Below are 25,675 nucleotides of genomic sequence, written 5' to 3' on the forward strand. Positions count from 1 at the left end.
CCCATGGCGTCGTCGTACGAGCGCCCGCTCGACCACCGCTACCGGGACGAGCACCCCGTCCGCACCCTCGCCTACCTCTTGCGCGCCGACCGCCGCAAACTCCTCGCGGCCGTCGCCGTGTTCACCGTGAAGCACAGCCCCGTCTGGCTGCTTCCGCTGATCACCGCGTCCATCATCGACACCGTCGTCCAGCACGGCCCGATCGACCGGATCTGGACCAGCACCGGCGTCATCCTGTTCATCCTGCTCGTCAACTACCCCCTGCACCTCCTCTACGTCCGGCTCCTGTACGGCAGCGTGCGCCGGATGGGCACCACCCTGCGCTCGGCGCTGTGCACCCGCATGCAGCAGCTCTCCATCGGCTACCACTCCCGGGTCAGCGCGGGCGTCCTCCAGGCGAAGGTCGTCCGGGACGTCGAGTCGGTCGAGCAGATGGTCCAGCAGAGCTCGGACCAGGGCCTCGGCGCGATCACCGTCCTCGTCGGCGGCCTGGTCGTCATCGGCGTGCGCACCCCCGAGTTCCTGCCGGTGTTCCTCGTGGTCGTGCCCGCCGCCGCGCTCGTCGTCGCCCGCCTCAGGGAGCGGCTGCGCAGCCACAACGAGAACTTCCGGCACGAGGTCGAGACCCTCTCCTCCCGCGTCACCGAGATGACCCGCCTCATCCCGGTGACCCGCGCGCACGGCCTGGAGCGCAAGGCGCTGCGCCGCATGGACGGCACGCTCAGCCGCCTCCTCGACTCGGGCCTCAGGCTCGACCTGGTCAACGGCCGCTTCGGCTCGATCGCCTGGGTCGTCCTCAACACGGTCGGCGTGCTCGTCCTGGCCGGCGCCGCGCTCGTCTCGTACTACGGCGCCTGGGGCGTCACCGCCGGCGACGTCGTCATGCTGAGCGCCTTCCTGACCACCCTCACCGGCTGCGTCACCACCCTCACCGGCCTCGCCCCGGTCATCACCAAGGGCCTCGAATCGGTCCGCTCGATCGGCGAGGTCCTCCAGGCCCCCGAGACCGAGGACAACGACGGCAAGACCGAAGTCACCGCCGTACGGGGCGCGGTGACCTTCCGTCAGGTCGACCACGCGTACGACACCGGCCGGGCCGCCGTCCGCGACTTCACCCTCGACGTCGCCCCCGGCGAGACCGTCGCCCTCGTCGGCGCGTCCGGCGCGGGCAAGTCCACCGTCCTCAACCTGGTCATCGGCTTCATCCGCCCGACCTCGGGTCAACTCCTGCTGGACGGCACGGACATGAGCACCCTCGACCTGCGCACCTACCGCCGGTACGTCTCCGTCGTCCCCCAGGAGTCCATCCTCTTCGACGGCACGATCCGCGAGAACGTCGCCTACGGGATGGAGGACGAGGCCGACGAGGGCGCCGTCCGCGCGGCCCTGCGGGACGCCAACGCCCTTGAGTTCGTGGACAAGTTGCCCCAGGGGCTGGACACGCTGGTCGGCGAGCGCGGCGCCCGGCTCTCCGGCGGCCAGCGCCAACGCCTCGCCATCGCGAGGGCGTTGATCCGGGACCCCAAGGTCCTCGTCCTCGACGAGGCGACCTCCGCGCTCGACACCCGCTCCGAGGCGCTCGTCCAACAGGCCCTGGCCCGGCTGCTCCAGGGGCGGACGACGTTCGTCGTGGCGCACCGGCTGTCGACCGTGCGCGGCGCTGACCGGATCGTTGTCATGGACGAGGGGCGTATCCGAGAGATCGGGACGCACGAGGAACTGTTGCGCCAAGGTGGGGCGTACACGGCCCTGCACGCGGGGCAGGTGGCCTGAGGAGGGGGCGGGTATGGCGGTCGAGGTGTGGCACGACTACGTCGCCCGTGAACTGGGGCCCGTGCTCGCGGTGTTGGCCGCGCGGCCGGGGGAGCGGAAGGAGGAGGGGGACGCCCTCGCCGATCCGGTGCCGGGGGCGCTGGAGTGGACGCTGCCGTGGGGGATGGACGACGGCAACGGGCTCGTCCGCGTCACCGTGTTCACCGAGATCGTGCCGGAGAGCTACGCGCGGCGCATCCGGGTCGTCGTCGCGGCTGCGGCCCGGGGGTTCCTGGAGGACGGCGGGCGGCTGGCGCTGCCCCGGTACGCCGACTGGGGTGCCGGGTACGGGAGCTCGCACGGCGAGACCGAGGCCGGCGGTCCGGGCCGGGTCCCGCCGCCGGACCGCGAGCTGACCCGGGGGATGGCCGAGCACCTGTGCCTGGCGCTCGGCGGCCTGCCGCACACGCTGAGTGACGAACCCGGCGGTGAGGTGGGCTTCTCGATAGCGGCCCGCCCCGTCTGATCCGGCGACCCAGGCCGGAAACAGCCGCCGGCTGAACGGTTCCCTCCGTTTGGTGAATCGTTTCCCCTCAATCCCCTGGGCCCGTTCACGAAACCACCGAATCACTCCCGTCGCACGGCTCCCTGGCCCCCGCCCCCGGCTCCGCCAGCCACTGCGCGATGGTCCGGGCGATCGGCTGCCCCGTCTCCACCTCGACGAACCCGAACTGCCCCGACTGATTGCACTCCAGGAACCACCAGGTCCCGTCCGCGTCCACCGCGAAGTCGAAGGCGCCGTAAGCCAGTTCGGCCGCCCGGAGATACCCGAGGACCCCCTCGGCGGTCCGGGGCGGCACCTCGACCGGCGTCCAGGGCATCGCCGGGGACGCGAACCGGACGTCGATCTCGGCGGGATCGGCGCCCGAGGCGACCCCCTTGCGCGCGGCCAGCATCCGCTCACCGACGACGGTGAGCCGGATGTCCGCCCGCTTGGCGACCCGGCGTTGCAGCAGGGTCGGCCCGAACGCCACCGCCGAGAAGTCCGCGTCCGGCGCGACCCTGCTGGTCGGCACCGCGCGCGGCGGCTCCTGCGGATGCGCCCCGGAGACCGGTTTCACGACCAGATCCGGGAACCGCTCCGCGAACTCCCGCGCCGCCTGCGGAAACGTGGTGATCAGGGTCGCCGGCACCGGCAGTCCGGCCTGCTGGGCGACCCTGAGCTGCCACGGCTTGTGCCGGGCCCGGCGGGCGGCGTCCGGATGGTTCATCCAGCGCGCGCCCGTCGAGCGCAGCATTCCGTACAGCGCCTGCGAGGACTCCTCCGTCAGCCACTCGGACGGCTCGGTGACCCGCGTCGCCGGGACCCCGGGGCGGCGTACCCACACCGACCGCAGCCCCTCCATGCTCACGATCCGCCCCGCGGCCCACAGATGGCCGCGGAAGCCGCCGTGGACGTACTCGCCGGAGAGCGAGACCCCGCCGGTCAGGTCGGCGGGGTCCAGCCGGACCACCGGGACGCCTGCCGCGTTGAGGTGGACGACGACCATGTCGGCCGTCACGTCCTCCTCGCAGGTGAGGATGAGAACGGTCATCTCAGTCGTCGAAGTGTGTCTTGGAGCCCGCCGTCGACGTCGTCGTCCCCAATTCCCTGAGCAGGTTGAGGTCCGCCGCGGCGATCCTGCCGTCCGAGAGCACGTTCAACTGCATTCCTGGGTCGTAGGCGTACGGAGTGGTGGTCGCCGACTCCGCCGCAGGGCGTGCGTAGTTGAGCGCGAACGGTTGCATCGTCTCTCCTCTTCGGTGCTGCGCCGACCAAGCCGTCGTCTGCCGCGTCGTCGCGTCGCCCGGTGGTTCTCTTGGGCTTCCATTGACTTATACGAATCGAACGGGTGATTGGTTTCCTCACGCTGCGTGATCATGGCGGGATCGGCGCTCAGTTCGTGAGACCGCGCGGTGGGGCGAAAAGGTTGATCCGGTTCAGACGGGACCTTTGGTGAAGCCTTTGTCAGACGAGGTCTTTGGAGGACGTGCGCAGGGAGCGGAGCGCGAGCAGCAGCACCCCGATGTCGTCCAGGTACACCGGGTCGGGCAGCAGGTCGGTCGGCAGGACGAAGTAGAGGACCGCGCCCCAGAAGATCCAGCGCGGCCCGGTCGGCAGCCCGGCCCGCCGCAGTTCCCGCCGGGTCCGCACCAGCCGGACGGCCACGGCGACGGCGGCGGCGAGCAGGGCTGCCGCGAGGAGGGCACCGACGACGATCACCGTCGTGGTCGTGTCCACGTCTCCTCCCGGAGGTCCGAGGGTGCCGCCGGTCGCGGCCCCTCCCTTCGGAGTACCCCGGCTCGGCGTTCGTATCGCTGAACGGCAGGGAGGTTCGGAAAGGCTTGGCTCACTCCACCGGCTCACCCGAGTGGCGCGAAGCCGTACGGGTGTCCCTAATGAGCAGGGTAGCCGCGTGCCGCACCTCGGGGGCGCAGAGGCGGCCGCACCCATTTCATGGAGAACAGCATGACCACCCGCTCTCCGTCCGTCCGTCCGAATCCGACCGTCATACCTGGGGGCGAGGCGCGGCCCGCCGCCACCGCACCCCCCGACACCCCTCCGCACGGCACCGCCGTCGACGGCCTCGTCCGTGCCGCGGTGGCCGACCGGCCGCTGGAGGAACTGGCCGAACTCATCACCCTCCTGGAGCAGTCGCCGGCCTCGGCCCGCGCCGCCGCCGACGCCCTGCGCGCCGCCGGGGTGGACCGCTCCGTCGAGGACGTCACCCGCCTCGTCACCCTCCTCACCCGCCCGCCCCGCCCCGCCGAGGGCGCCGACGAGATCATCCGCGCCGCGGCCGAACGCCGCCCCGTCGAGGACGTCACCCTCCTGATGGCGCTCCTGCACCGCACCCCCCTCGAACCGCACTGCGAGGAGGAGGCCCTGCGAACGGCCGCCACCCGCCGCCCCGTCGAGGAACTCGCCCAGCTCATCGGCAGGTTGAGCGAGGAGGAACGCGCGGCCCGCACCGCCCCCGATCGCACGGTCGTCGGGGCACCGCCCCCGCCGCTCCCCGAGCCGGGCGCCGCCCCGCGCCCCGCCCCGGAACCCCCGCCCGCCCGCGAACCCCGGCCGGCCGCCCCCGCGGCACAGGAGGCCGGACCCCGCCGCTCCCGCCGCTGGAAGCGCGCGAACCCGGCCCCCGAGGACGACCCGAACCCCACCAGGCCCCTGCGCGCGATGGCCGTACGGGGCGAGGTCCCCCGCGCCGCCCCGGTGGGCAGCTCCCGCACGGGGACCGCGTACGACGACGAGGCGAGCGCCCGCCTCGCCACCGCCGCCCGTCCCCGGCCGGCCCCCGACCGCGCCACCCGCCGGGCGGCCCGCCTCACGGCGCTGCTGCTCCTCGCGACCGGCGCGGCGACGCTCCCCCTCCACCGAGACGGCGAGTCCCCCCAGATCTACGGCCTGGTCCTGGGCGCGGCCCTGGCCTGCACGATCCTGGGGGTCCTCCTCACCATCCGCCCGGCCGTCCCGCTGCTGGCCCTGACCCTGCTGTTCCCGGCGGCGTTGGCGGCCGGCCGGCTCCTGCACGGACGGGTGGGCCCGGCGACGCTCACCCGGGCGATGGACCTGACAGCGGCCCCCGGCTGGCTCGCGGGCGGGGTCGCGGCCTGCGCGGCACTGGCGGCGCTGACGACCCTGCTCCTCGCGGCGCAGTCGACTCAGGGAAGGTGACCGTCGGTTGACGAGGTGGCCCGCACCGGTTCGTCCGGTGCGGGCCACTTTTCAGTCCTCTTTTCGGTCCTCTTTTTGGTCCTCGGGCTTCTTCGGCAGCTTGAACCGCTCGAACGTCCGGGTGATCTGCTGGAAAGGGGAGGACGCAGAAAACGCGGAAAACGCAGAAGAGGGCGAAGACGCGGAACGGGCCGGTGTCGGTTCCGAGACGCTGTCCACGGCGCCGGCCGACTCCCGGAACACCTCCAGCGCCTCGTGCGCCCGCTCGGCCGCCTCCCGGTACAGGTCACGGGACTTGGTCATCGCGTCCAGTGCCTCCGCGTACATCGCGACGAGCCGCCGCTCGCGCTCCAGTTCCTCCCGCAGGGTGAGGAGGTGCCAGTCCTCGCGCAGCGCGGTGAGCAACGCGTCGGCGCCGTCCGGCAGTTCCTGGGGGAGCGTGACGTACCGGTTCACCGCCTCGACGACCTCGGAGGGCTCCGAGCCGTCCAGGAAGACCGTGCGGACGGCGAAGTCGGCGGGGTCGGCGTCGCCCCGGGGCAGGATCACCGCGCCGCCGCGCGGGAGTTCGGCCCGGGTCTCCTTCAACGCCCAGTTCACCGCGCGCAGTTGCTGAGGGGAGGCGCGGTGCTCGACGACCCGGTCGCGCAGGCCGTCCGTCAGGAACCGGGTCAGGGGGAGTAGGCCGCGCGCGTCCGGCGTCATGGCCTCGTGGACGACGAGGTGGATCGACCAGTCGTCCTGCGCCGCGCTCTTCAGGACGCGGCGCAGGTCCTTGTCGTCCGAGGGGAGCGCGTTGGGCTCGCGGAAGCGCAGGCCGGGGAAGCGGGTGTGGTCCCACTCGCCGTCGATCTCCCACGGGTCCTCGGGCCAGAACCGGGTCGCGGGGGAGGGCCAGCGCCGGTTCCAGGGGCCCTCCGCCTCCGCGGCCAGCGACCAGGCGCGGGTCTGCTCCCGGTCCGCGTCCTCGTCCAGTTCCAGCCGGGCGCGGACGGTCAGCTCGTCCGGCACCAGCCAGCGGGCCTCGAACACGAGCCGGCCCTCGGGCCGCGCGTCCTCGGGGAGCTCCAGGAAGTCGACGATCTCCCCGGTCTCCTTGAGCCGCTGGAGATGCCCGCGCAGCACCTCCCCCGGGGCGGAACCGGTGTGGCGCCCCCGGGACAGCCACACGGTGGACGGGGTCGGGGCGGCGGTGCTGGAGGTCGGCATGAATCCATCTGTGGAGCGGAGGACGACGTGGGCCTCCCAGTATCGTCGCTCATCCCCGTACGTGATCAAGAGGGGGGCGCCAGGAACTCCCCCCGCGCCTGTGCACACCCCCGTACGCGGCGCGCACCCGGGGCGCGCACACCGCGCTCCACCACTGCCCCGCACACCCGTACCCGCACGGCCCCGGCCCCCGCCACAATCGTCCGGACGGACAGGGCCGGCCCGTCATCCGCGTCGGGGCGGGCCCTGTCCGCACGGATTTCGGACGCGCCCCTCCCGGGCTCCGTTCCCGTGGGCCCCCGTTCGGTGTCTGCCGGGTGTTCAGGGTCGTCCGCCACCTCCCGGCCGGCCCCGACGCCTGCGGGGGACCGTGTCGTGGAGGTCGGCGGGGTCGGGGGCGGGGGCGCTGAAGCCGCCCGGGACGGTCCGGCCTCCTTGCGGCGGGGGAGCGGGGGCCGCGGCGGGGGCCGGTGGCGCGTCGCCGCCCTGGCGGGCGCGGGGGGCCGCGCGGGCGACGACACGGGTGTGGGTCATCATCGGGGCGCAGGCGGAGCAGACCTCCATGAGGGTCCACACCTGGCCGACCGCCGGGTCGTGGCGCAGGGCCAGTACCACGCCCCCCGCACAGGAGATCCGGGTGCCTTCGTGGGCCGCGCACTTGAGCTGGCGGCAGCCGCAGGAGGCGTCGGGGCGGACGGTCGCCGCACGTGCGTGCGCGGCGGCGTGCGCCTCGGCGAAGCGGCGCAGGGCCGCGACATCACGGGAGCGGGCGGGCATCGGGCAGCCGGAGGAGCAGGCGACGGACGCGGTGCGGTCGCGGTGCCCCGTCACGCGGATCGTCCACGACCGTCCCGGGCGACGAGTTGATGGTGCGTCAGGGTACGCGAGAGCCAAGGCCATGTGTCCTTTTGTTGTCGAGAGTGCTGCGCGAAGGTGCGCAAGGTGAGATCTACCCGGGTCGAGGGCGGTTCACAGCATGCCGAAGCCTTCTCCTTCAACGGGGACGTCCGGCCTCCCGGCGCGCTCGTGTCGGCGCGATCGGTGTTCCGGCGTGCGAAATATATCGGCGGCCGATATATTCGGTTCCATGGGAACGAAGTCCATGACGCAGGCCGCGTTCTTCGTGCTGACGGCCCTCGCCGACCAGCCCCGGCACGGCTACGGCATCCTGCGCGAGGTCGAGGACCTCTCCGACGGCGAGGTCCAGCTGAGGGTCGGCACCCTCTACGGCGTCCTCGACAGACTCACCGCGGACGGCCTGATCGTCCTGGACCGCGAGGAGGTCCAGCAGGGCAGGCTGCGCCGGTACTACCGCCTCACCGACGAGGGCGTCGCCGCGCTGGACGCCGAGGCGGAGCGCATGGCCGCGGGCGCCGGCGCGGCGAAACGGCGCCTGGTCGAAGGCGGCCACGCCCCCGTCGTACCGCCCTTGACGGGCCCCGGACTCGCCGGAGGACTGGCATGACGACCCTGCTGGAAGCGCGTTACCGGGCCGTGCTGCGGCTGCTGCCCGCCTACTACCGGCGTGAGCGGGAGGAGGAGATGGTCGAGACGTACCTGTGGGACGTCGACCAGGAGACGCAGGACCAGAGCCGCCCCACGGCCGGCGAGGTCGCGAGCGTCGCCGCGCTCGCCGTCCGCACCCGCCTCGGCACAGCCGCGTCCCCGCGCCGGTACGCCCTGTTCGGCGCGTCCGTACGGCAGTTCGCCGTGTTCGCGCTGCTCCTCCAGGCCGCCTCGGCGCTCGTGGACCGGGTGCTCGAACTGACCTGGGGGAGCACCCACGGCCCGGCGCGGTGGGATCTCTTCCTGACGCGTTTCGACGGCCGGGGTCCCGGGAACAGCGTGCCGGTCGCCGTCCTGGAATGGACGCTCCCGCTGCTGTGGACCGTCGCCTACTTCGCACTCCTGCGCGACCGCAGACGCCTGGCCGGTATGACGGCGGCGCTGGCCGCGCTCCCCGAACTCTGGGTGTTCGTCGCCCCGTTCGTCACCGACGCCTACCCGCCCGACCTGGCCTACGCCACCGCCAACGGCCTCCTGGCCTGGCTCACCGTCCTCGCGCTGTGCGCCGCCCACCACCGCGACGCCCCGCCCGCCACCCTCCCCGCCGGCACCCCCGGCCTCGCCTACCTGGCCTCCTGTGTCGTCATGGGCGCCTCCCAGGTCGTCCTCCCGCTCGCCACGGACTCCGTGTGGGCGCCGGCGACCGCCGTCCTGCTCGCGGGCCTGCTCTGGCTCGTCCGGCGGCCCCGCACCCCGGAGACGGCGTTCGCCCTCGTCGCGCTCGCCCTGCTCCTGCTGGCCCTGCGCGTGACGACGCTGCTCCACTGGTTCGCCGTCCTCCCGGAGACCGCCCGCCTCGGCTCCGTCGTCCAGGCGGCGGGCCTCGTCCTGCTCGCCGCGGCGCTGGTCAGTGCGGGAACGCGCGGGGTGGGCGCGGGCGGGGCAGCTCGTCCCTGAACTCGGCGATCCGCGAGCTGATCTGACGCATCAGCACCGTCTCCGCCAGCCGGTCGAGATACAGGTTCCGCCGGGCCAGCGCCACGGCGTCCACACAGAAGTACATCGCCATCAGCGGATTCACGAACAGCTCACCCCCCTTGGTCCGCTCCGTGAACCGCACGTCCCCGAACTGCCCGCGTACGGCGGCGGCGACCGACCCCTGCACGATGCTCGGGTGACTCGCCGTCGCCTCCTGCGCGTGCGCGACGGCGTCCAGATAGGCGGCGCCCTCCGGGCTCTCCCGGGGTATCGAGAAGGCGCCCAGATAGCCGCCCTCCCGGTCCAGCGCGGCCAGATTCTCCAGTACCAGCGCGTGGTTGACGCCGTGATAGGCGTCCACCCCGAACCCCAGGCACGCCACCAGCCGCTCGGGGACGTCCAGCCCGGCCACGGCCGCGAGGCTCGCCATGTCCTCCTCCGGCGTCCCCAGGCCGTGTTCGTCGCCGCGCATCAGGATGTCGGTGCCGCCGTCGACCAGGACGACCGCGTCGATCCCGCCCAGGTGGCCGACGAGCGCCCGGTAGGCGTCCCGCAGCGGCGCGACCCCGGTGCGCGGGAAGGCGTACACCGTCGACGGCAGCCCCCGCCCCGCCAGCCACCGCGCGAGCGCCCGCTCCGGGAAGTAGTCCCCGCGCACGGGTGTGTCCGGGGTGATTGCCGCGACGTCCGGCTCCACCCACGCCTCGGTGGGCAGCCCGAACAGGTCCGCGAACGACAGGTTCGCCAGATGGACCTCCTTGCCGGCCGTCCGCAGCGCGAACGCCAGCGGCAGCCCGGCGTACACGTCGAATCCCCCGCCCGCACCGGCGACCAGGACACGTCGCGCGTCGCGCAGGCGGGTGAAGAGGGGAGGTTCGGTGAGGGAGAACACCGGGGGACCATAACAACGGCGCGGGGTGGGTCGTACAAGAATATGTACGACCCACCCCGCGCCGGCGGTCTGTCAGGCGCCGCTCTCGCGCAGCATGTCCTCGCGCTCGACGAGCTTGACGCGCTCGCGGCCCTGGGGCTCGCCGAGGGCCTTCTCGGCGGCGTCCAGCTTGTGCCAGCCCTCCCAGGTGGTGAAGCGGACCTCGCGCTCGGCCAGGAACGCCTCGACGGACTCCGGCTCCGGCGAGGACGGCGTCTGGAGACGGCCGTTGGCGTGGTCGGCGAGGAGGTTCGAGACCGTCTCGTTCGCGTCGCCCTTGGTGTGGCCGATGAGACCGACCGGGCCACGCCGAATCCAGCCCGTCACGTACACCGACGTGAGGTGGCTGCCGCTCTCCTCGATGACCCGGCCGCCCTCGTCGGGGACGGTGCCCGAGTCGAGGTCCCAGGGGAGCTTCGGGAGCTTCTCGGAGAGGTAGCCGACCGCGCGGTAGACGGCGCCCAGGTCCCAGTCGGTGAACTTGCCGGTGCCCTTGACGTTGCCCGTGCCGTCCAGCTCCGTGCGCTCGGTGCGCAGGCCCACGACCCGGCCGTCCTCGCCGAGGATCTCGGTGGGCGACTCGAAGAAGTGCAGGAACAGCTTGTGGGGGCGGTCGCCGACATCGCGGATCGCCCAGTTCTCCAGCGTCTTGGCGACCATGTCGGCCTGCTTGTTGCCGCGCCGGGTCGCGATCGAGCCGTCGTCGTAGTCGATGTCCTCGGGGTCGACGATGACCTCGATGTTCGGGGAGTGGTCCAGCTCCCGCAGCTCCATCGGGGAGAACTTCGCCTGCGCCGGACCGCGGCGGCCGAAGACGTGCACTTCGAGGGCCTTGTTCGCCTTCAGGCCGTCGTACACGTTGGCCGGGATCTCGGTCGGGAGCAGTTCGTCCGCCGTCTTCGCGAGGATGCGGGCGACGTCCAGGGCGACGTTGCCGACACCGAGGACCGCGACCTTCTCGGCCTCCAGGGGCCAGGTGCGCGGGACGTCGGGGTGGCCGTCGTACCAGGAGACGAAGTCGGCCGCGCCGTAGGAGCCGTCCAGCTCGACGCCCGGGATCGCCAGCTCGCGGTCGGCCATGGCGCCGGTGGAGAAGATCACCGCGTCGTAGAAGGCGCGCAGGTCGTCGAGGCTGATGTCGGTGGGGTAGTCGACGTTGCCGAAGAGGCGGATCTGCGGTTTGTCCAGGACCTGGTGCAGGGCCGTGATGATGCCCTTGATGCGGGGGTGGTCCGGGGCCACGCCGTACCGGATCAGTCCGAACGGGGCCGGCATCCGCTCGAAGAGGTCGATGGAGACACCGGGGTCGGCGGCCACATCGGACTTGAGCAGCGCGTCGGCGGCGTAGATCCCGGCGGGGCCGGCTCCGACGATGGCTACCCGCAGGGGGCGGGGCATGATCAGGTTCCCTTCGAGCGGCGATTGATCGACTCGACGGGAAGCCTAAACTAAGGCAAGCCTAACCCGGTACGCGGGTCCGGTCTATGAGCTCATAAACCGGTCTTATGAGTTCTCCCACGTCGGGTGCGACCAGCAGCTTATCGGTCTGCGGGGAGCTACCGGCCCGTGGGCAGGGGCTGCTCCGCCCAGATCACCTTGCCCGTCGACGAGTACCGCGTCCCCCAGCGCTCAGCGATCTGCGCGACCAGGAACAGGCCGCGCCCGCCCTCGTCGGTCATCGCCGCGTACCGCAGATGCGGCGAGGTGCTGCTCGCGTCCGAGACCTCACAGATCAGGGTCCGGTCCCGCAGCAGCCGTACACGCACCGGGGCGCCGCCGTAGCGGATCGCGTTGGTGACCAGCTCGCTCAGGATCAGCTCGGTCGTGAACGACAGGTCGTCCAGGTCCCAGTCCGCGAGGCGCCGGGAGACGGCGGCGCGCACCCGGGAGACCTCCGCCGGGTCCATCGGCACCTCCCACTCCGCGACCCGGTCCGGACCGAGCGCGCGGGTACGGGCGACGATCAGCGCGATGTCGTCGTTCGGGCGGGCCGGCAGCAGCGACTCCAGCACCGCCCGGCAGGTCGGCTCCGGGTCCGGCTCCGCACCGGCCAGCGCCTCCCGCAGCAGGTCGAGGCCGCTGTCGATGTCCCGGTCCCGGGACTCCACCAGACCGTCCGTGTACAGCACGAGCCGGCTGCCCTCGGGCAGCTCCAGCTCCACCGTCTCGAACGGCAGCCCGCCCAGGCCCAGCGGCAGCCCCGGCGGCACCTCCGCGAACTCCACCCGCCCGTCGGGGTGGACCACCGCGGGCGGCGGATGCCCCGCCCGCGCCATCGTGCAGCGCCGCGACACCGGGTCGTAGATCGCGTACAGGCAGGTCGCGCCGGTCACCGGGGCCGCCGACGCGTCCTCCTGGTCGATCCGGTTCACCAGCTCGTCCAGCAGCCCGAGCAGTTCCTCGGGCGCGAGGTCCAGCGTCGAGAAGTTGTGCACGGCCGTCCGCAGCCGCCCCATCGTCGCCGCCGCCAGCAGCCCGTGCCCGACGACGTCCCCGACCACCAGCGCGACCCGCGCCCCCGACAGCGGCAGCACGTCGAACCAGTCGCCGCCCACCCCGGCCTGCGCCGGCAGATAGCGGTAGGCGATGTCCAGGGCGCTCTGCTCGGGCAGCGTGCGCGGCAGCAGACTGCGCTGGAGCGTCTCCGCCATGCTGTGCTCGCGGGTGTAGCGGCGCGCGTTGTCGATCGTGACCGCCGCCCGCGCCACCAGCTCCTCCGCGAGCGCCACCTCGTCCGCGTCGAACGGCTCAGGACGCTCCGAACGCCAGAAACTCACCACGCCCAGCACCAGCGCGCCCGCCCGCACCGGGACCGCGATCAGCGAGTGGATGCCGAACTCGACGACCTGCTCGGTCCGTTCGAGGTCCTGCGCCCGCCACGCCGGCGACTCCTTCAGCCGCGCCTCCAGCACCGCCCGCCCCTCCACGAGGCTGCGGCCCTGCGGCGCCGACTCCACGAGCGCCAGCGGCTCGCCGACCGCGTACAGCGGAGCGCCCTTGCGGACCCCCGTCGACGCCGTGCGTCGCAGCGCCGAACCCGGCTCCGGCTCCTCGCCCTTCAGCACCGAGTCGAACAGGTCGACGGTCACGAAGTCCGCGAAGCGGGGCACCGCCAGCTCGGCCAGCTCCTCCGCGGTGCGCGTCACGTCCAGGCTCGTCCCGATGCCGACACCGGCCGCGTACAGGATGTCCAGCCGCTCCCGGGCCTCCTCCGCGCGTCCGGACAGCGCCCGCAGCTCCGTGGAGTCCCGCAGCGTCGCCACGCTCCCCGAGGGGCCGCCCGCGACCTCGGTGGGGCGCTGGTTGACCGCCAGCAGCTTGTCCCCGACGAGATGCACCTCGTCCGTCACGACCCGGCCCGACGCCAGCAGGTCCGCCGTCGCCGCGTCCAGACCGAGGCCCATGACGTACCGGCCCTCGGCGTTGTCCGGGAGGTCCAGGAGGCGGTGCGCCTCGTCGTTCGCCAGCATCAGCCGGCCGTCGCCGTCGACGATCAGGACACCCTCGCGGACGGCGTGCAGCACCGCGTCGTGGTGCTCGTACATGCGGGTCATCTCGCGCGGGCCCAGGCCGTGGGTCTGGCGCAGCAGACGTCTGCTGACCAGCGCGGTGCCGCCGGTCGCCAGCAGCAGTGCGGCGCCCGCCGTGACCAGGACCAGCGGGAGCTGCCGGTCGACGGTCCCGCCGACGCTCTCGGTCGTGATCCCCGCCGACACCAGCCCGACGACCGTCCCGTCCGCCGCCTTCACCGGCACGACGGCCTGCACCAGCCGCCCGATCGTCCCGTCGATGTCCTCGACGACCGTGCCGCCCTCCTGCGCGGGCGCGAGCGTCCCGACGAACCGTTTCCCTATGCGGTCGGGCTTCGGGTGCGTGTAGCGGATGCCGTCCGGGCTCATGACGACGATGAAGTCCATGTCCGCGGCCTTGCGGGCGGCCTCTGCGCGCGGCTGGAGCACCGCCGTCGGGTCCGGCGACGCGAGCGCCGCCACCATCCCGGGGGAGTTCGCGAACGCCTCCGCGACCGCCAGCGAACGGTTGCGGGCCTCTTCCGTGCCGTCGTGCCGGACCTGGAGCACCAGCGCGACCACGGCCGCGACGACGAGCAGCAGCACGACGCCGACCTGGAGCAGGAAGACCTGGGTGGCGAGGCTGCGCCTGCCCAGCGCCCGGCGCGGCGCCGCTCCGTACGGGATTCGCCGCTCCCGTGCGCGGCGGGCTGTGACGGACGGACGCGGAGCGTGTGGTCCACGGGGACGACGGGCCATGCGCCCATGTCTACACTGCCGGGCCGCGCGAGGCGAGAGGCGTCACAGAGGGTGAGCCGCCGCACGCGGGAAGCGGGGGCGGGCTGGCGGAGGGTGATCGTTCCTCGGGCGCCTTCGGGGGTTCGAGTGGAGTCCAGGGAACCGGCAGGTTCCGTGCGGAAGTTCACGCGCCGACGACGGGCGGGCGACCGCGTGGTGGCGCACGTCATGGCTTGGCCAAGTCATGACGGCACGTTGCGGCGGAGTTCACCGGCTGTCCCTGATGTCCCGATCGCCCCGCGAGGAGAGTGGGTGCCGATCTGGCCGTCACTCACCAAGGGGCACACATGGCCGAGTTGACCCGACGCAGACTCCTGGGGACCGCCGCCGGCACCCTGGGCGGCGCCGCCGCGCTCTCCCTCCTCCCGCCGAGCGTCCAGAAGGCCGTGGCCGCCGAACCGCCGGCCCGCGGCTCCCTGCGCGACATCGAGCACGTCGTGATGCTGATGCAGGAGAACCGCTCCTTCGACCACTACTTCGGCACCCTCCGGGGCGTCCGCGGCTTCTCCGACCCCGAGGCGCGGACCCTCGACACCGGCCGCTCCGTCTTCTACCAGCCGGACGCCGAGAACCCGAAGGGCTACCTGCTCCCCTTCCACCTCGACACGCACGCCTCCAGCGCCCAGGCGATCCCCTCCACCAGCCACGCCTGGTCCGTGCAGCACGAAGCCTGGAACAACGGCCGCATGGACCGCTGGCTGCCCGCGCACCGCAAGGCCGACGGCGTCAACGGCCCCTACGTCATGGGCTACTACACCCGCCGGGACATCCCCTTCCAGTTCGCGCTCGCGGAGACGTTCACCATCTGCGACAACTACTTCTGCTCGGTCTTCGGCCCCACCTGGCCCAACCGCCTGATGTGGATGACCGGTTCGATCGACCCGGAGGGCACCCACGGCGGCCCCATCACCAGCAACGTCGCCCCCAAGCCCTACACCTGGACGACCTACGCGGAACGCCTCCAGGCGGCCGGCGTCAGCTGGAAGGTGTACCAGGAGGACGACAACTACGGCTGCAACATGCTGGAGCAGTTCGCCACGTTCAAGAACGCCCGGCCCGGCTCCGACCTCTACGAGCGCGGGGTACGGCGGCAGCCGGAGGGCACGTTCGAGGACGACGCCCGTAACGACCGCCTCCCGGCCGTCTCCTGGATCATGCCGACGAGCTACCAGTCGGAGCACCCCGACTACCTGCCCGCCGCCGGCGCAGACTTCGTCGCCTCGAAGATCGAGGCCATCGCGGCCAACCCGAAGGTGTGGCGCAAGACGGCGTTCATCCTCAACTACGACGAGAACGACGGCCTCTTCGACCACGTGGCCCCGCCGACGCCGCCCGCCGGCACGCCCGGCGAGTTCATCAAGGGCCTGCCGATCGGCGGCGGCTTCCGCGTCCCGGCGATCATCGTCTCGCCCTGGACCGTGGGCGGCTGGGTGGCGACCGAGGCCTTCGACCACACCTCGGCGCTCCAGTTCCTGGAGCACTTCACCGGTGTCGCGGAGCCGAACGTCACCGGCTGGCGCCGGGAGACCTTCGGCGACCTCACCTCCGCGTTCCGCTTCCACCACTCGAGCCCCCGCCCGCCCCGGCTGCCCCACGACACGGCCGAGCAGCTGGAGAAGGCGAAGGAGGAGGTGGCGACGCTCCCGAAGCCGACGCTGCCGGGGGCGGACCAGACGTTCCCGAGGCAGGAGCGGGGGCGGCGACCGCATCTGTGAGAGCCCGAAAATGAGGTGGACCGGGCTCCTGTCATCCGCCGGGGTGTCCCGGCGTCTCAGCCCGTGACGCGCAAAGTGCGTTCGGCGAGGTCGAAGGCGGGGAGCATCGCCTTGTGCTCCTCGTCGTCGAGACCGCCGAGGTGCAGGACGACGGGGCCGCCGGGGGTGACGACGGCGAGGGCGCGCTCCGTCTTCACCTCGTCGAGGAGTTCGACCTTGACGCGGTAGGAGACCTCGACGCCGGTCGTGCCGCCCGCCGTGAACGTCTTGTACCGCTCCTCGCTCACGCCCTTCTCGGCGGCGAGGAAGCCCTTGAGGACCGTGCGCGCGTCGGCGCTGCCGGGCTCGCCCCGGTAGACGCGGAGGAAGCCGATGTGCCCGGCGGGCTTGGCGTCGATCTCGCAGACGCCGGTGACGGGGCCCTGGCGCAGGAGGCTGCCGAGCGCGTCGTCCGTGGCGTCCTTCGGGGCCTCGACGGCCTCCGCCTTCCACCGCGCGGCGGTCTGGAACGTGACCGGCAGCTCGCAGGCCGACCCCTTCGCCCCGAGGGTCACGCCCGAGGCGGAGGGCGTCGCCTCCGGGCTGCTCGCGGCGCCGCTCCCGGCGCTCTTCTCGGCCGCGCTCCCCGACGCGCCCCCGGACGCCCCGCAGCCGGCCAGCGCCCCCGCCACCAGCACCGCCGACAGCCCCCGCTGTATGTTCCCCACCCTGAGTTCCCCTCTCGTACGGATCTGACACGGACTGTAACCGAGGGCACTGACAAGGCCCCTGCGCAGGGTGTGGTGATGGTCACTTCGGTCCGGTGCCGACTGAACCTCGGGGCGTGAACCTCCGTCGTTGAGAGTGTGCGGGGCGTGGTGACCGGTTACGTACACCCCGCGCGGCCGGTACCGAAATCAACCTGAATGTCGATTCCGGGCGTCTCAGGAGTTAGATTCGATCTTTCCGAATGTGTGTGCGGGTGACCAGTGGGGACGACGGTGGGGCGAGAAGTGGACGAGAAGGCGGGGGTACGGCGGAGATCGCCGCTGTACCGGGGGGTCGCGTTCATCGGGCGGACCCTGTGGGGCGAGTTGCAGGGGATCGTCGTCGAGCCCGTGCGCGAGCTGTGGCGCAGGGGCCCCTCCGCCCTCTCCCTCGCCTTCGTCGCCTGCGCGGGAGTGATCTTCTTCCACGCGATCGCCCAGAACGACACCGGTGAGAAGATCGTCCGCGAGGTCGGCGGCGTCCAGGGCGACCTCCCGCTCTGGCAGGCCCTCCTGCGCACCCCGATCTCGCTCTACGTCCCGGCCCTCGACCTGCCGGTCTGGGCGGGCATCACCCAGCTGTTCCTGGCCTTCGCCCTCGCCGAGGTCGCCCTCGGCCGCGCGCGGACCCTGGTCATCGCCTACGCCTCCACGATGTCCGGCACGCTCACCGTCCGCGTCATGCTCGCGCTCGGCCCCGACCACTGGGGCGGTCTGTCGCCGGAGTTCGGCAAGGTCCTCGACACGGGCCCCTCGGCGGCCGTCGTCGGCCTCTTCACGTACATGTCCGTCATCCGCCGGGCCCCGATCGTCTTCACCCTCACGGGCGGTTCGATGGTCGTCGAGTCGATCGCCAAACCCAACCTCGCCGGCCGCGAGCATCTGATCGCCGTGGCGGCGGCCCTCGTCATGGGCCTGATGCACGGCCGGGGGCAGCGCTGGCGCGCGCGGGTGCGGGCGGCACTGCCGCAGTGGGTGCGATGGCCCGCCGTGGCGCCCGCGCGGGTGGTGCGGTCGGAGGAACCGGAGCCCAGGGCGGTCGAGGTGCCCACGGTGCCGGCGGTGCGGGTGCGGGGGGAGACGGCGCAGGAGTGCGGGCGCGTGCCGTGAGGCGGCGGCTCCCGGGCACGGTGTCAGGGGCGGGCGGCCCGTGGTCGTACGAGCCGATGATCCGCCCGTCCCGTTCGGGTGCTCCCTTCCCCGACCCGTCCACGCGGCACCCCGCCGGGCGGTAGACACGTCCCCCGGGGACCGCCGACCAGGGGCGGGCCGCGAACAGGGAGCGCTCATGGACTACTACGACCTCGGCGGCTACGGCCGGCTCGTCACCACCCCGTCCGCCGACGCCCAGAAGTGGTTCGACCGGGGACTGGTGTGGACGTACGCGTTCCACCACGAAGAGGCCGTCGCCTGCTTCGAGGAGGCCGCCCGCGCCGACCCGGAGTGCGCGATGGCCCACTGGGGCATCGCCTACGCCCTCGGCCCGAACTACAACAAGCCCTGGGAGTTCTTCGACGAGGAGGACCTCGCCCGCACCGTCGAGCGCACCCACGCGGCGGTCGAACGCGCCCAGGAGCGCGCCGCGCGCGCCCGGCCCGTCGAACGCGCCCTGATCGCCGCCCTCAGGACCCGCTACCCGCGCGCGCAGGCCGCCGAGGACTGCACGGTGTGGAACCACGCCTACGCGGACGCCATGGAGGCCGTGTACGCCCTCGCGCCGGACGACCCGGACGTCGCGGCCCTGTACGCCGAGGCCCTCATGAACCTCACCCCCTGGCAGCTGTGGGACCTCAGGACGGGCGAACCCGCCGAGGGCGCCCGCACCCTGCGGGCCAGGGAGGTCCTGGAACGGGCCCTGGCCGCCGACCCCGAGGGCACCCACCCCGGCCTGCCCCACCTGTACATCCACCTCATGGAGATGTCGCCCGCCCCGGAGGCCGCCCTCACCGTCGCCGACCGGCTGCGCCGCCTCGTCCCCGACGCCGGCCACCTCCTGCACATGCCCTCGCACCTGGAGGTCCTCTGCGGCGACTACCGCAGGGTCGTCGCCGACAACACCGCCGCGGTCACCGCCGACGCGAAGGCGTACGCGCGCGCCGGAGCGATGAACTTCTACACGCTGTACCGCGCCCACAACCACCACTTCCGGATCTACGGAGCGATGTTCCTCGGCGCCTCGAAGACCGCCCTGGAGGCCGCCCGGGACCTGGAGGAGGCCATCCCCGAGGAGCTGCTCAGGGTCGAGAGCCCGCCCATGGCCGACTGGCTGGAGGGGTTCCTCGCGATGCGCGTCCACGTCCTGATCCGCTTCGGACGCTGGGCCGACCTCCTCGCCCTGCCCCGCCCCGCCGACCCCGAGCTGTACAGCGTCACCACCGCGATGCACCACTACGCGCGCGGGGTGGCCCTCTCCGCCACCGGCCGCGTCCCCGAGGCGGAGGCCGAACGCACCCTGTTCCGGGCCGCCGTCACCCGCGTCCCCGACTCCCGGACCCTGTTCAACAACACCTGCCAGGACGTCCTCGCGATCGCCTCCGCGATGCTCGACGGCGAACTGGAGTACCGCAAGGGCCGCTTCGACCTCGCCTTCGCCGCCCTGGAACGCTCCGTCGAACTGAGCGACTCCCTCCCGTACGACGAGCCCTGGGGCTGGATGCAGCCCACCCGGCACGCCTACGGGGCGCTCCTGCTCGAACAGGGCCGCGTCACCGAGGCCGAGGCCGTCTACCGCGCCGACCTCGGCCTGGACCCCACGCTGCCCCGCGCGGTGCAGCACCCGAACAACGTCTGGGCCCTGCACGGCCTGCACGAGTGCCTGGTCCGGCTCGGCAAGCACGGCGAGGCCGCGCTGATCGCCCAACAGCTGACACTGGCGCGCGCGTTGGCCGACGTACCCGTGGAGTCGTCCTGCTTCTGCCGGCGCACGACCGCCGGGCGCGCGGAGAGCGGCGCCGGGGGCGGCTGCTGTGACGAAGCCCTCTGACGGCCGGCTTTCCCTAACCGTCAGTAACATGATCCACTCTGAATTTAAGTGAACCTTACAAACACCGCGGTGTCCGGCTCACCCCCCACCCCTGTCCCATCCTGTCGGAGGACCGTCATGCCCCTTTCCGAAGACCCGCTCCAGCAGGCCCGCGCCGCCTACGAGGACCACGCGCGCACCTGCCGGCAGTGCCACTTCGACACCGTCCCCTGCGCCGTCTCCAAACACCTCATGCGCGCCTACAACAACGCCCGCAGACAGCAGGCACGCAGCAACTCCGCCGCCTACTGAGCCCGTTACGGGCCCCGGGTACCGTTGCCGACCACCGTGGTACGCCACGATGTGGTAATCACGATCATGGCAACGACGCTCGGGACCCGAGGGGGACCACACGGCATGGCGGGCACACGGTGAACGAGACACGCGCGCGAAACGCCTTCGCGCAGGACTTCGAGGCCCGCCGGGCCCGCGACTGGGCCCGCCTCGCCCTGCTCCTGGTCGCCTGCATGGTCTTCACGGTCGTCGCGGGCGCCGGATCGGACGGCTGGCTCGTCCTGCTGACCGGCGTGGGCGGCCTCGCGCTCGCCGGAGCGGGCCTGTGGTGGGCCCTCGCACACCGCGGCTGGACCCGGTTCCTGGGCGCGCTCCTCGCGGTCCTCGTGCCGTGCGGCGTCCTCGGCCTCTACGCCTCCTCCGGCCTGTGGGTCGTCGCCGTCTTCGCGATCGGCCTGTGGACGGCCGCCCTCGCCAGCGCCCGCGCCGCCCTGCGCAGCGTCCGCCGCCCGCACAACAGACGCCGCAGACGAGGCCGCAAGACCCCGCCGCCCAGCCGCCCGGTGTTCCTCATGAACCCGCGCTCCGGCGGCGGCAAGGTCGGACGCTTCGACCTCGTCCGCCGCGCCGAGGCCCTCGGCGCCCGCGTGATCCTCATCTCCCCGGACGGCAGCACCGACCCCGAGGCCGAGGCCCGCCGAGCGCTCGCCGAGGGCGCCGACCTCCTCGGTGTCGCGGGCGGCGACGGCACCCAGGCGCTGGTCGCCGCCGTCGCCGCCGAGCACGACGTCCCGTTCGTCGTCATCGCCGCCGGCACGCGCAACCACTTCGCCATGGACCTCGGCCTCGACCGCACCGACCCCGTCACCTCCCTCGAAGCCCTCACCGACGGCGTCGAGTTCCGCGTCGACCTCGGGGACGTCGACGGGCGCGCCTTCGTCAACACGGTCTCCTTCGGGGCGTACGCGGAGATAGTGCAGAGCCCCGAGTACCGCGACGCCAAGGCGTTCACCGCCCTCGACCGGCTCCCCGACCTCCTCATGGGCGACGCCGGCGCGACCCTCGGCGTCCGCGCCGACGGCACCCACCTGCACGCCCCGCAGGCCGTCCTCGTCAGCAACAACCCCTACGCCCGCGCCGACCCCTTCGGCGGCGGCCGGCGTCCCCGGCTCGACTCCGGGTCCCTCGGGGTCATCGGCATCAAGGTCGAGGGCGCCGCCCAGGCCGCCGAGGTCGTCCTGCGCGGCGAGCGCGCCGGGGGCATCACCTCCATGAAGTCGGTCCGCGTCGAGGTCTCCGCCGACCGACCGGACATCCCCGTCGCCATCGACGGCGAGGCCCTCGTCCTGCCCGTCCCCGTCGTCTGCACCCTCCGCCAGGGCGCCCTGCGCGTGCGCGTGCCGCGCCGGCGTCCCGGAGCGACGTACGCCCCGCCGAACGTTGACTGGCGGCGCATCGTGCGTCTCGCGCTGGACCGGCCGGAGGCGCGTGCGGAGGAGGGGGAGGAGGGGGACGGATGACCGAGAACGGGGTGCACGCGCGCGTGCCTGCGGGTAATCCGGATGCCCCGCCGCCGGTCGCCCCCTGGCCGACGGCCCTTCACGAGACCGTCCTTGAGGAGACCGCCTTTCAGGAGACCGCCCATTGAGAAGCCGCCCCGCCGCCCCTCCGCCCTCGTCGGCCGCACGTCCGCGCGGCGTGCCGTCGGCCCCGAACCCGCCGTCCGGAGAAACGACCATGCCCCACCCGCACAGCAGCCTCAAGAGCCTCACCCTGATGCGTGATCTCGCCGCCCTCGACCAGGCCCTGTACGAGGCCGTGACCGTCACAAAGACGCCCACGCTGGACACGGCGCTGCGACGGCTGTCCACGGCCGCCAACCACTCGAAGATCTCCTTCGCCGCGGCGGCCGTGCTCGCCCTGCGCCCCGGCCGCACCCGCCGCGCGGCCCTGCTGGGCGTCGCCGCGGTGGGCGTCGCCTCCGTCACGGCCAACCTCGCGGGCAAGAAGCTCGTACGGCGCCACCGCCCGCACCGCGCGGAGGACTCCCCGTTCCCCGGCCGGCACGTCCCGATGCCCGACTCGGCGTCCTTCCCCTCCGGACACACCGCCTCCGCCGTCGCCTTCGCCGCCGCGGTGAGCACCGCCCTGCCCGTCACGACCGTCCCCCTCGGCCTTCTCGCCTGCGCCGTCGGCTACTCCCGTATCCACACCGGCGTCCACTACCCGGGCGACGTCATCGCCGGAGCCGTCCTCGGGACGGGAGCGGCGGCGACGGTGCTGGCGATCGCGGGGGCGCGGGAGGGGTGACGGGGGAGGGGCCGGCGGCACATCGGATCGGCGCCGGCCCTGCTCCACAGGGGCCTCGTGCGGCCCTCTGGTGGCCTCTGGGGAGGTTGGGGGCAATCCCCGGCCGCGGCTCGCTGTTCGTCCGTCAGTCGGCCGACAGGAGCTCCGGTCGGTCGGGGAGGCTCATGCGTGCCTCTCCCGAACGCCGCTCACTCTCGGAATCCCGAACCGCCGTTCAATTCCTGACGCGTGTAACCCTCACGCAGGACGGACCGCCCCGCGCAACGCCGTCTCCCCCGCGTGGAAGATCGACTCCTCGCGGACGAACGCGCCGGGGCCCGGGGCGTGGATCATCATGCCGTTACCCGTGTAGACACCGGTGTGGCCGAGGCCGTCGAAGAAGAAGACCAGGTCGCCGGGTTGGAGTGTGGCGACGTCCACCGCCGTGCCGACCTGGGCCTGTTCGGCGGCGCCCCGGGGGAGCGGGACGCCCGCCGCCGTCCACGCGGCCTGCGTGAGCCCGGCGTTGTCGTACGAACCGGGTCCCTTCGCGCCCCACACACAGGGCTTGCCGATCTGCGCCCGCGCGAAGGCGACCGCCTTCTCGGCCTTGGCCGTCGGGGAGGTGGCGGCGGCCGGGGCCTGCGGGGGGAGCGGGGCGGCGGTCGAGGCGGGGGGAGCCACCGGGGCGGGCGCCGGGGCCGCGTACGCGGTGGCGGCGGGGGGTGCCTGCATGGCGGGGGCCATGGGCGGCATGGGGGCGGCGGGCTGCGCGGGCATCTGCTGGGCAGGCATCTGCTGCTGGACGGGTGCCTGCGGGGGCATCGGGGCGGGCGCCGCCATGGCCTGGGCGGGCATCGCCTGGGCCGGCATGGCCGCAATCGGCATGCCCTGGGTCTGCATGCCCTGGACTGCCATGGGTGGGGCCGTCATGGTCGCCGCGAAGGCGGGGTCGACGAGGGCCTGCGGTGCCATCGGGGCGGGGGCCGGCGCGGGGGCCATGGGCTGGGGTGCGGCCATCGTCTGCTGCGGAGCCATGGGCTGGGGCGCGGCCATCGCCTGAGGTGCGGCCATCGCCTGGGGCGCCATGAGCGTGGCCGTGAAGCCGGGGTCGACGGGCGCGGCCATCTGCTGGGGCGCCATCTGCGGGGCGACGGGGGCGGGTTCGGGCGCCGGGGCCGGCATGGGCACGGCGAACGTCGAGGTGGCGGCGGGGGCCGTCCCGGCGGACGGCGGGGCCATCAGGGTCGCGGTGTAGGCCGGTCCGGCGGGGGCCTGGGGCGCGGCTGGCGCGGGCGCCTGGGGTGCCATCACGGCGGTCGCGTACGCCGGTTCGGCGGGCGCCGACGGGGACATGACCGTCGAGGTGAACGTGGGTCCGGCGGGCGCGGCCGTCGGCGCGGACGCGTACGCCGGTTGTGAGGGGATGCCGGCGGAGGGGCTCATCACCGTCGAGGTGAGGGCCGGTTCCGGGGCCGCCGCGCCCGGTGCCGTCACGGCCGACGCGAACGCGGGCGCCGGGGATGCGGCCGAGGGGGACATCAGGGTCGACGTCAACCCTGGGTCGGACGGGGGCATCGCGTTCGACGAGTACGCCGGTTCGGCGGGCATGGGCGCGGGCGCGGCGGAGGGCGTCATCACCGTTGACGCGTACGCGGGTTCGGCGGGCATGGGGGCCGCCGAAGGGCTCATCACGGTCGACGTGAAGGCCGGTTCGGGAGCGGCCGGGGCGGGCGCCGAGGGGGCCATGGCGGCTGTCGCGTACGCGGGCGCGGCGGGCGCCGCCGGGGCCGAGGGGGACATGACCGTCGAGGTCAGGGCCGGTTCGGCGGGGGCCGGGGCGGCGGCCTGCGGCTGCCCGCCCTGCCAGGCCGACGTGCCCGACGGGTCGTACGTGGCGAAGGCGCCCGTCTCCCAGGTCGGAACCGACGGGAACGCGCCCGTGTCCCGGGCGGCCTCCGCGGGGTTGTACATCGGGAGGGAGCCGGTGTTCCAGGCGGCGGCTGCGGGCGCGAGCTGCGCGGCGGGCGCGGCGGCCGGGAACGCGCCACCGGGCTGGGCCGCCGGAGAGGCGTACGCGGGGAACGTGCCGGTTTCCCACGACGGGACGGAAGGGAGGGCGCCGGTGTCACGTGCCGGGTCGGCGGGGTTGTACATCGGCAGCGAGCCGGTGTCCCAACCCGGCCCCGAGGGGCGGGAGCCGGGGGCCTGCGCGACGGGAACCTGCCCGGTGCCGGCGGGCATCTGCATGACCGGTATCTGCCCGGTGGCCGTCGGATCGGGGGACATCCCCATGACCGGGACCGGTCCGGTCGCCGTCGGCGAGGCGGGCATCTGGACGACCGGGATCGGCCCCGTGGCCGTCGCCGCCGGCATCTGGACGACGGGTATCTGCCCGGTCGACGTCGGAGTCGCCGCCATCGGCACGCCCGGGGACGACGGGAGGACCGGGATCTGTCCGGTGACGGTCGGGTCGGCGGACATCTGCTGCGCGACGGGTGCCTGCATGACCGGGATCTGTCCGGTGGCCGTCGGGTCGGGCGACATCTGCGGGGCGAGCGTCGGCATGACGGCCGTCTGGGCCATGGCGGACGGGACGACCGGGATCTGGCCCGTGGACGCCGGGTCGACGGGCATGCGCGCGGGCGCCGGGGGCAGCGCGGCCAGGGGGGCCGGGGGGAGCGCGGGGGCTCCCTGGGTGGACTGGCCCGGGGGCAGCGCGGGGGCCGAACGGCCCGCGGAGAGGCCCTGCCTGCGCTCCAGGGCCGCTTCGAGCTCCTGGATCGTCGGCATGCCGTCCGGCTTTCCGGGGCGCCCGGGACGGCTGCCGGCCGCGCGGTCGCGCGGGAGGACGGCGGGGACGGTCGGGCCGATCGAGTCGCGGGCGCGCTCGAAGAGCTGCCGGGCGGCCGAGTCCGCCTCGGAGGGGGAGGGCGCCCGGCGCGCGCCACCACCGCGGGGCGCCGACGGGGCACCGCTGCGGGAACGCAGCGACATCGCGCGCGTGGCGTTGAAGGTGCCGCTGTCGCTCTCGGCCCGGTTGTAGAGCGAGGTGACGGCCTGTTGGATCTCGGACCTGCTCGGCGCGGGGCCGTCCTGGAGGCGGGAGGAGTCGGAACGTCCCGCACCCGCAGGGCCCTGGCCTCGGTCCGTCGCCATGGAGGACGTGCTCCTTCCGTGCACCGCCTGCCGCGTGGGCGGCCGGGACCCACGCGCCTCGACGGCGGCCGGCCCCACCTCGCCGGATCGCCCCGGGCTCGGCGGA

21 protein-coding genes are annotated in these 25,675 nt (G+C 73.5%); 11 read left to right on the forward strand and 10 right to left on the reverse strand.

Annotated features, from left to right (window positions below):
- Positions 1-3 precede the first annotated feature (3 nt).
- Together ABZX85_RS43365 and ABZX85_RS43370 are read left to right on the forward strand one after the other, a co-directional pair.
- On the forward strand, positions 4-1,773 hold the full coding sequence (locus tag ABZX85_RS43365; protein ID WP_355882403.1) for an ABC transporter ATP-binding protein: 1,770 nt from the start codon (positions 4-6) through the stop codon (positions 1,771-1,773).
- Between the two features lie 13 nt (positions 1,774-1,786).
- Positions 1,787-2,278, forward strand: a complete 492-nt coding sequence (locus ABZX85_RS43370; protein WP_355882406.1) for a hypothetical protein — start codon at positions 1,787-1,789, stop codon at positions 2,276-2,278.
- Positions 2,279-2,363: 85 nt separating this feature from the next.
- Here ABZX85_RS43370 and tgmB read toward each other — a convergent pair whose 3' ends face one another.
- The 3 genes from tgmB to ABZX85_RS43385 form a co-directional block, all read right to left on the reverse strand.
- Positions 2,364-3,347 (reverse strand): ATP-grasp ribosomal peptide maturase, encoded by a 984-nt coding sequence (gene tgmB / locus ABZX85_RS43375; protein ID WP_355882409.1) that lies wholly within the window; start codon positions 3,345-3,347, stop codon positions 2,364-2,366.
- 1 nt (position 3,348) lies between these two features.
- Positions 3,349-3,540 carry a putative ATP-grasp-modified RiPP gene (tgmA, locus tag ABZX85_RS43380; RefSeq protein ID WP_355882412.1) on the reverse strand — a complete coding sequence of 64 codons (192 nt, stop codon included), beginning with the start codon at positions 3,538-3,540 and terminating at the stop codon, positions 3,349-3,351.
- 220 nt (positions 3,541-3,760) lie between these two features.
- Complete coding sequence (locus ABZX85_RS43385; protein ID WP_355882415.1) at positions 3,761-4,033, reverse strand: YkvA family protein; 273 nt, start codon at positions 4,031-4,033, stop codon at positions 3,761-3,763.
- Positions 4,034-4,261: 228 nt separating this feature from the next.
- On the opposite strand from ABZX85_RS43385, the gene ABZX85_RS43390 reads away from it, so the two are divergent.
- The gene (locus ABZX85_RS43390) at positions 4,262-5,473 is read left to right on the forward strand and encodes a hypothetical protein (protein WP_355882418.1); all 1,212 of its coding nucleotides are present in this window, start codon (positions 4,262-4,264) and stop codon (positions 5,471-5,473) included.
- Positions 5,474-5,524: 51 nt separating this feature from the next.
- On the opposite strand, the gene ABZX85_RS43395 is transcribed toward ABZX85_RS43390, so the two are convergent.
- Entirely contained in the window at positions 5,525-6,682 is a 1,158-nt protein-coding gene (locus ABZX85_RS43395; RefSeq protein ID WP_355882421.1) for a hypothetical protein, read from the reverse strand.
- A gap of 321 nt (positions 6,683-7,003) precedes the next feature.
- The gene (locus tag ABZX85_RS43400) at positions 7,004-7,513 is read right to left on the reverse strand and encodes a hypothetical protein (RefSeq protein ID WP_355882424.1); all 510 of its coding nucleotides are present in this window, start codon (positions 7,511-7,513) and stop codon (positions 7,004-7,006) included.
- Between the two features lie 271 nt (positions 7,514-7,784).
- Between ABZX85_RS43400 and ABZX85_RS43405 the strand changes: the two genes are divergently transcribed.
- The gene (locus tag ABZX85_RS43405) at positions 7,785-8,147 is read left to right on the forward strand and encodes a PadR family transcriptional regulator (protein WP_355882581.1); all 363 of its coding nucleotides are present in this window, start codon (positions 7,785-7,787) and stop codon (positions 8,145-8,147) included.
- The gene (locus ABZX85_RS43410) at positions 8,144-9,145 is read left to right on the forward strand and encodes a hypothetical protein (protein ID WP_355882427.1); all 1,002 of its coding nucleotides are present in this window, start codon (positions 8,144-8,146) and stop codon (positions 9,143-9,145) included. The genes ABZX85_RS43405 and ABZX85_RS43410 overlap by 4 nt, the downstream gene beginning before the upstream one ends.
- Here ABZX85_RS43410 and ABZX85_RS43415 read toward each other — a convergent pair.
- From ABZX85_RS43415 to ABZX85_RS43425, 3 genes are all read right to left on the reverse strand, one after another.
- The gene (locus ABZX85_RS43415; RefSeq protein ID WP_355882429.1) at positions 9,096-10,058 is read right to left on the reverse strand and encodes a DUF1152 domain-containing protein; all 963 of its coding nucleotides are present in this window, start codon (positions 10,056-10,058) and stop codon (positions 9,096-9,098) included. The genes ABZX85_RS43410 and ABZX85_RS43415 overlap by 50 nt on opposite strands.
- Positions 10,059-10,130: 72 nt before the next feature.
- A complete protein-coding gene (locus ABZX85_RS43420) occupies positions 10,131-11,495 on the reverse strand; it encodes an FAD-dependent oxidoreductase (RefSeq protein WP_355882432.1) in 1,365 nt (454 codons plus the stop codon).
- Positions 11,496-11,653: 158 nt separating this feature from the next.
- Entirely contained in the window at positions 11,654-14,365 is a 2,712-nt protein-coding gene (locus ABZX85_RS43425; RefSeq protein ID WP_355882435.1) for a SpoIIE family protein phosphatase, read from the reverse strand.
- Positions 14,366-14,691: 326 nt separating this feature from the next.
- Here ABZX85_RS43425 and ABZX85_RS43430 point away from each other — a divergent pair, with 326 nt between their 5' ends.
- On the forward strand, positions 14,692-16,119 hold the full coding sequence (locus ABZX85_RS43430) for an alkaline phosphatase family protein (protein WP_355882438.1): 1,428 nt from the start codon (positions 14,692-14,694) through the stop codon (positions 16,117-16,119).
- A gap of 56 nt (positions 16,120-16,175) precedes the next feature.
- Here the strand turns inward: ABZX85_RS43430 and ABZX85_RS43435 are convergent, their stop codons facing one another.
- Positions 16,176-16,826, reverse strand: coding sequence for a lipoprotein (locus ABZX85_RS43435; RefSeq protein ID WP_355882441.1), 651 nt, complete (start codon positions 16,824-16,826; stop codon positions 16,176-16,178).
- Positions 16,827-17,111: 285 nt separating this feature from the next.
- Here ABZX85_RS43435 and ABZX85_RS43440 point away from each other — a divergent pair, with 285 nt between their 5' ends.
- The 5 genes from ABZX85_RS43440 to ABZX85_RS43460 all read left to right on the forward strand — a co-directional run bounded on the left by ABZX85_RS43440 (position 17,112) and on the right by ABZX85_RS43460 (position 22,431).
- Positions 17,112-17,975: a hypothetical protein gene (locus tag ABZX85_RS43440; protein WP_355882584.1), complete on the forward strand. Its 864-nt coding sequence runs from the start codon at positions 17,112-17,114 to the stop codon at positions 17,973-17,975.
- 178 nt (positions 17,976-18,153) lie between these two features.
- A complete protein-coding gene (locus ABZX85_RS43445) occupies positions 18,154-19,848 on the forward strand; it encodes a hypothetical protein (protein ID WP_355882444.1) in 1,695 nt (564 codons plus the stop codon).
- A gap of 117 nt (positions 19,849-19,965) precedes the next feature.
- The gene (locus ABZX85_RS43450; RefSeq protein WP_355882447.1) at positions 19,966-20,139 is read left to right on the forward strand and encodes a hypothetical protein; all 174 of its coding nucleotides are present in this window, start codon (positions 19,966-19,968) and stop codon (positions 20,137-20,139) included.
- A 119-nt stretch (positions 20,140-20,258) separates the two neighbouring features.
- Complete coding sequence (locus ABZX85_RS43455; RefSeq protein ID WP_355882449.1) at positions 20,259-21,641, forward strand: diacylglycerol kinase family protein; 1,383 nt, start codon at positions 20,259-20,261, stop codon at positions 21,639-21,641.
- Positions 21,642-21,858: 217 nt separating this feature from the next.
- Positions 21,859-22,431: a phosphatase PAP2 family protein gene (locus tag ABZX85_RS43460; protein ID WP_355882452.1), complete on the forward strand. Its 573-nt coding sequence runs from the start codon at positions 21,859-21,861 to the stop codon at positions 22,429-22,431.
- Between the two features lie 237 nt (positions 22,432-22,668).
- Here ABZX85_RS43460 and ABZX85_RS43465 read toward each other — a convergent pair whose 3' ends face one another.
- The gene (locus tag ABZX85_RS43465; protein WP_355882454.1) at positions 22,669-25,569 is read right to left on the reverse strand and encodes an NlpC/P60 family protein; all 2,901 of its coding nucleotides are present in this window, start codon (positions 25,567-25,569) and stop codon (positions 22,669-22,671) included.
- Positions 25,570-25,675: the final 106 nt, after the last annotated feature.

This window comes from Streptomyces sp. NPDC004539 (genome assembly GCF_040610055.1).
Taxonomy (GTDB): domain Bacteria; phylum Actinomycetota; class Actinomycetes; order Streptomycetales; family Streptomycetaceae; genus Streptomyces.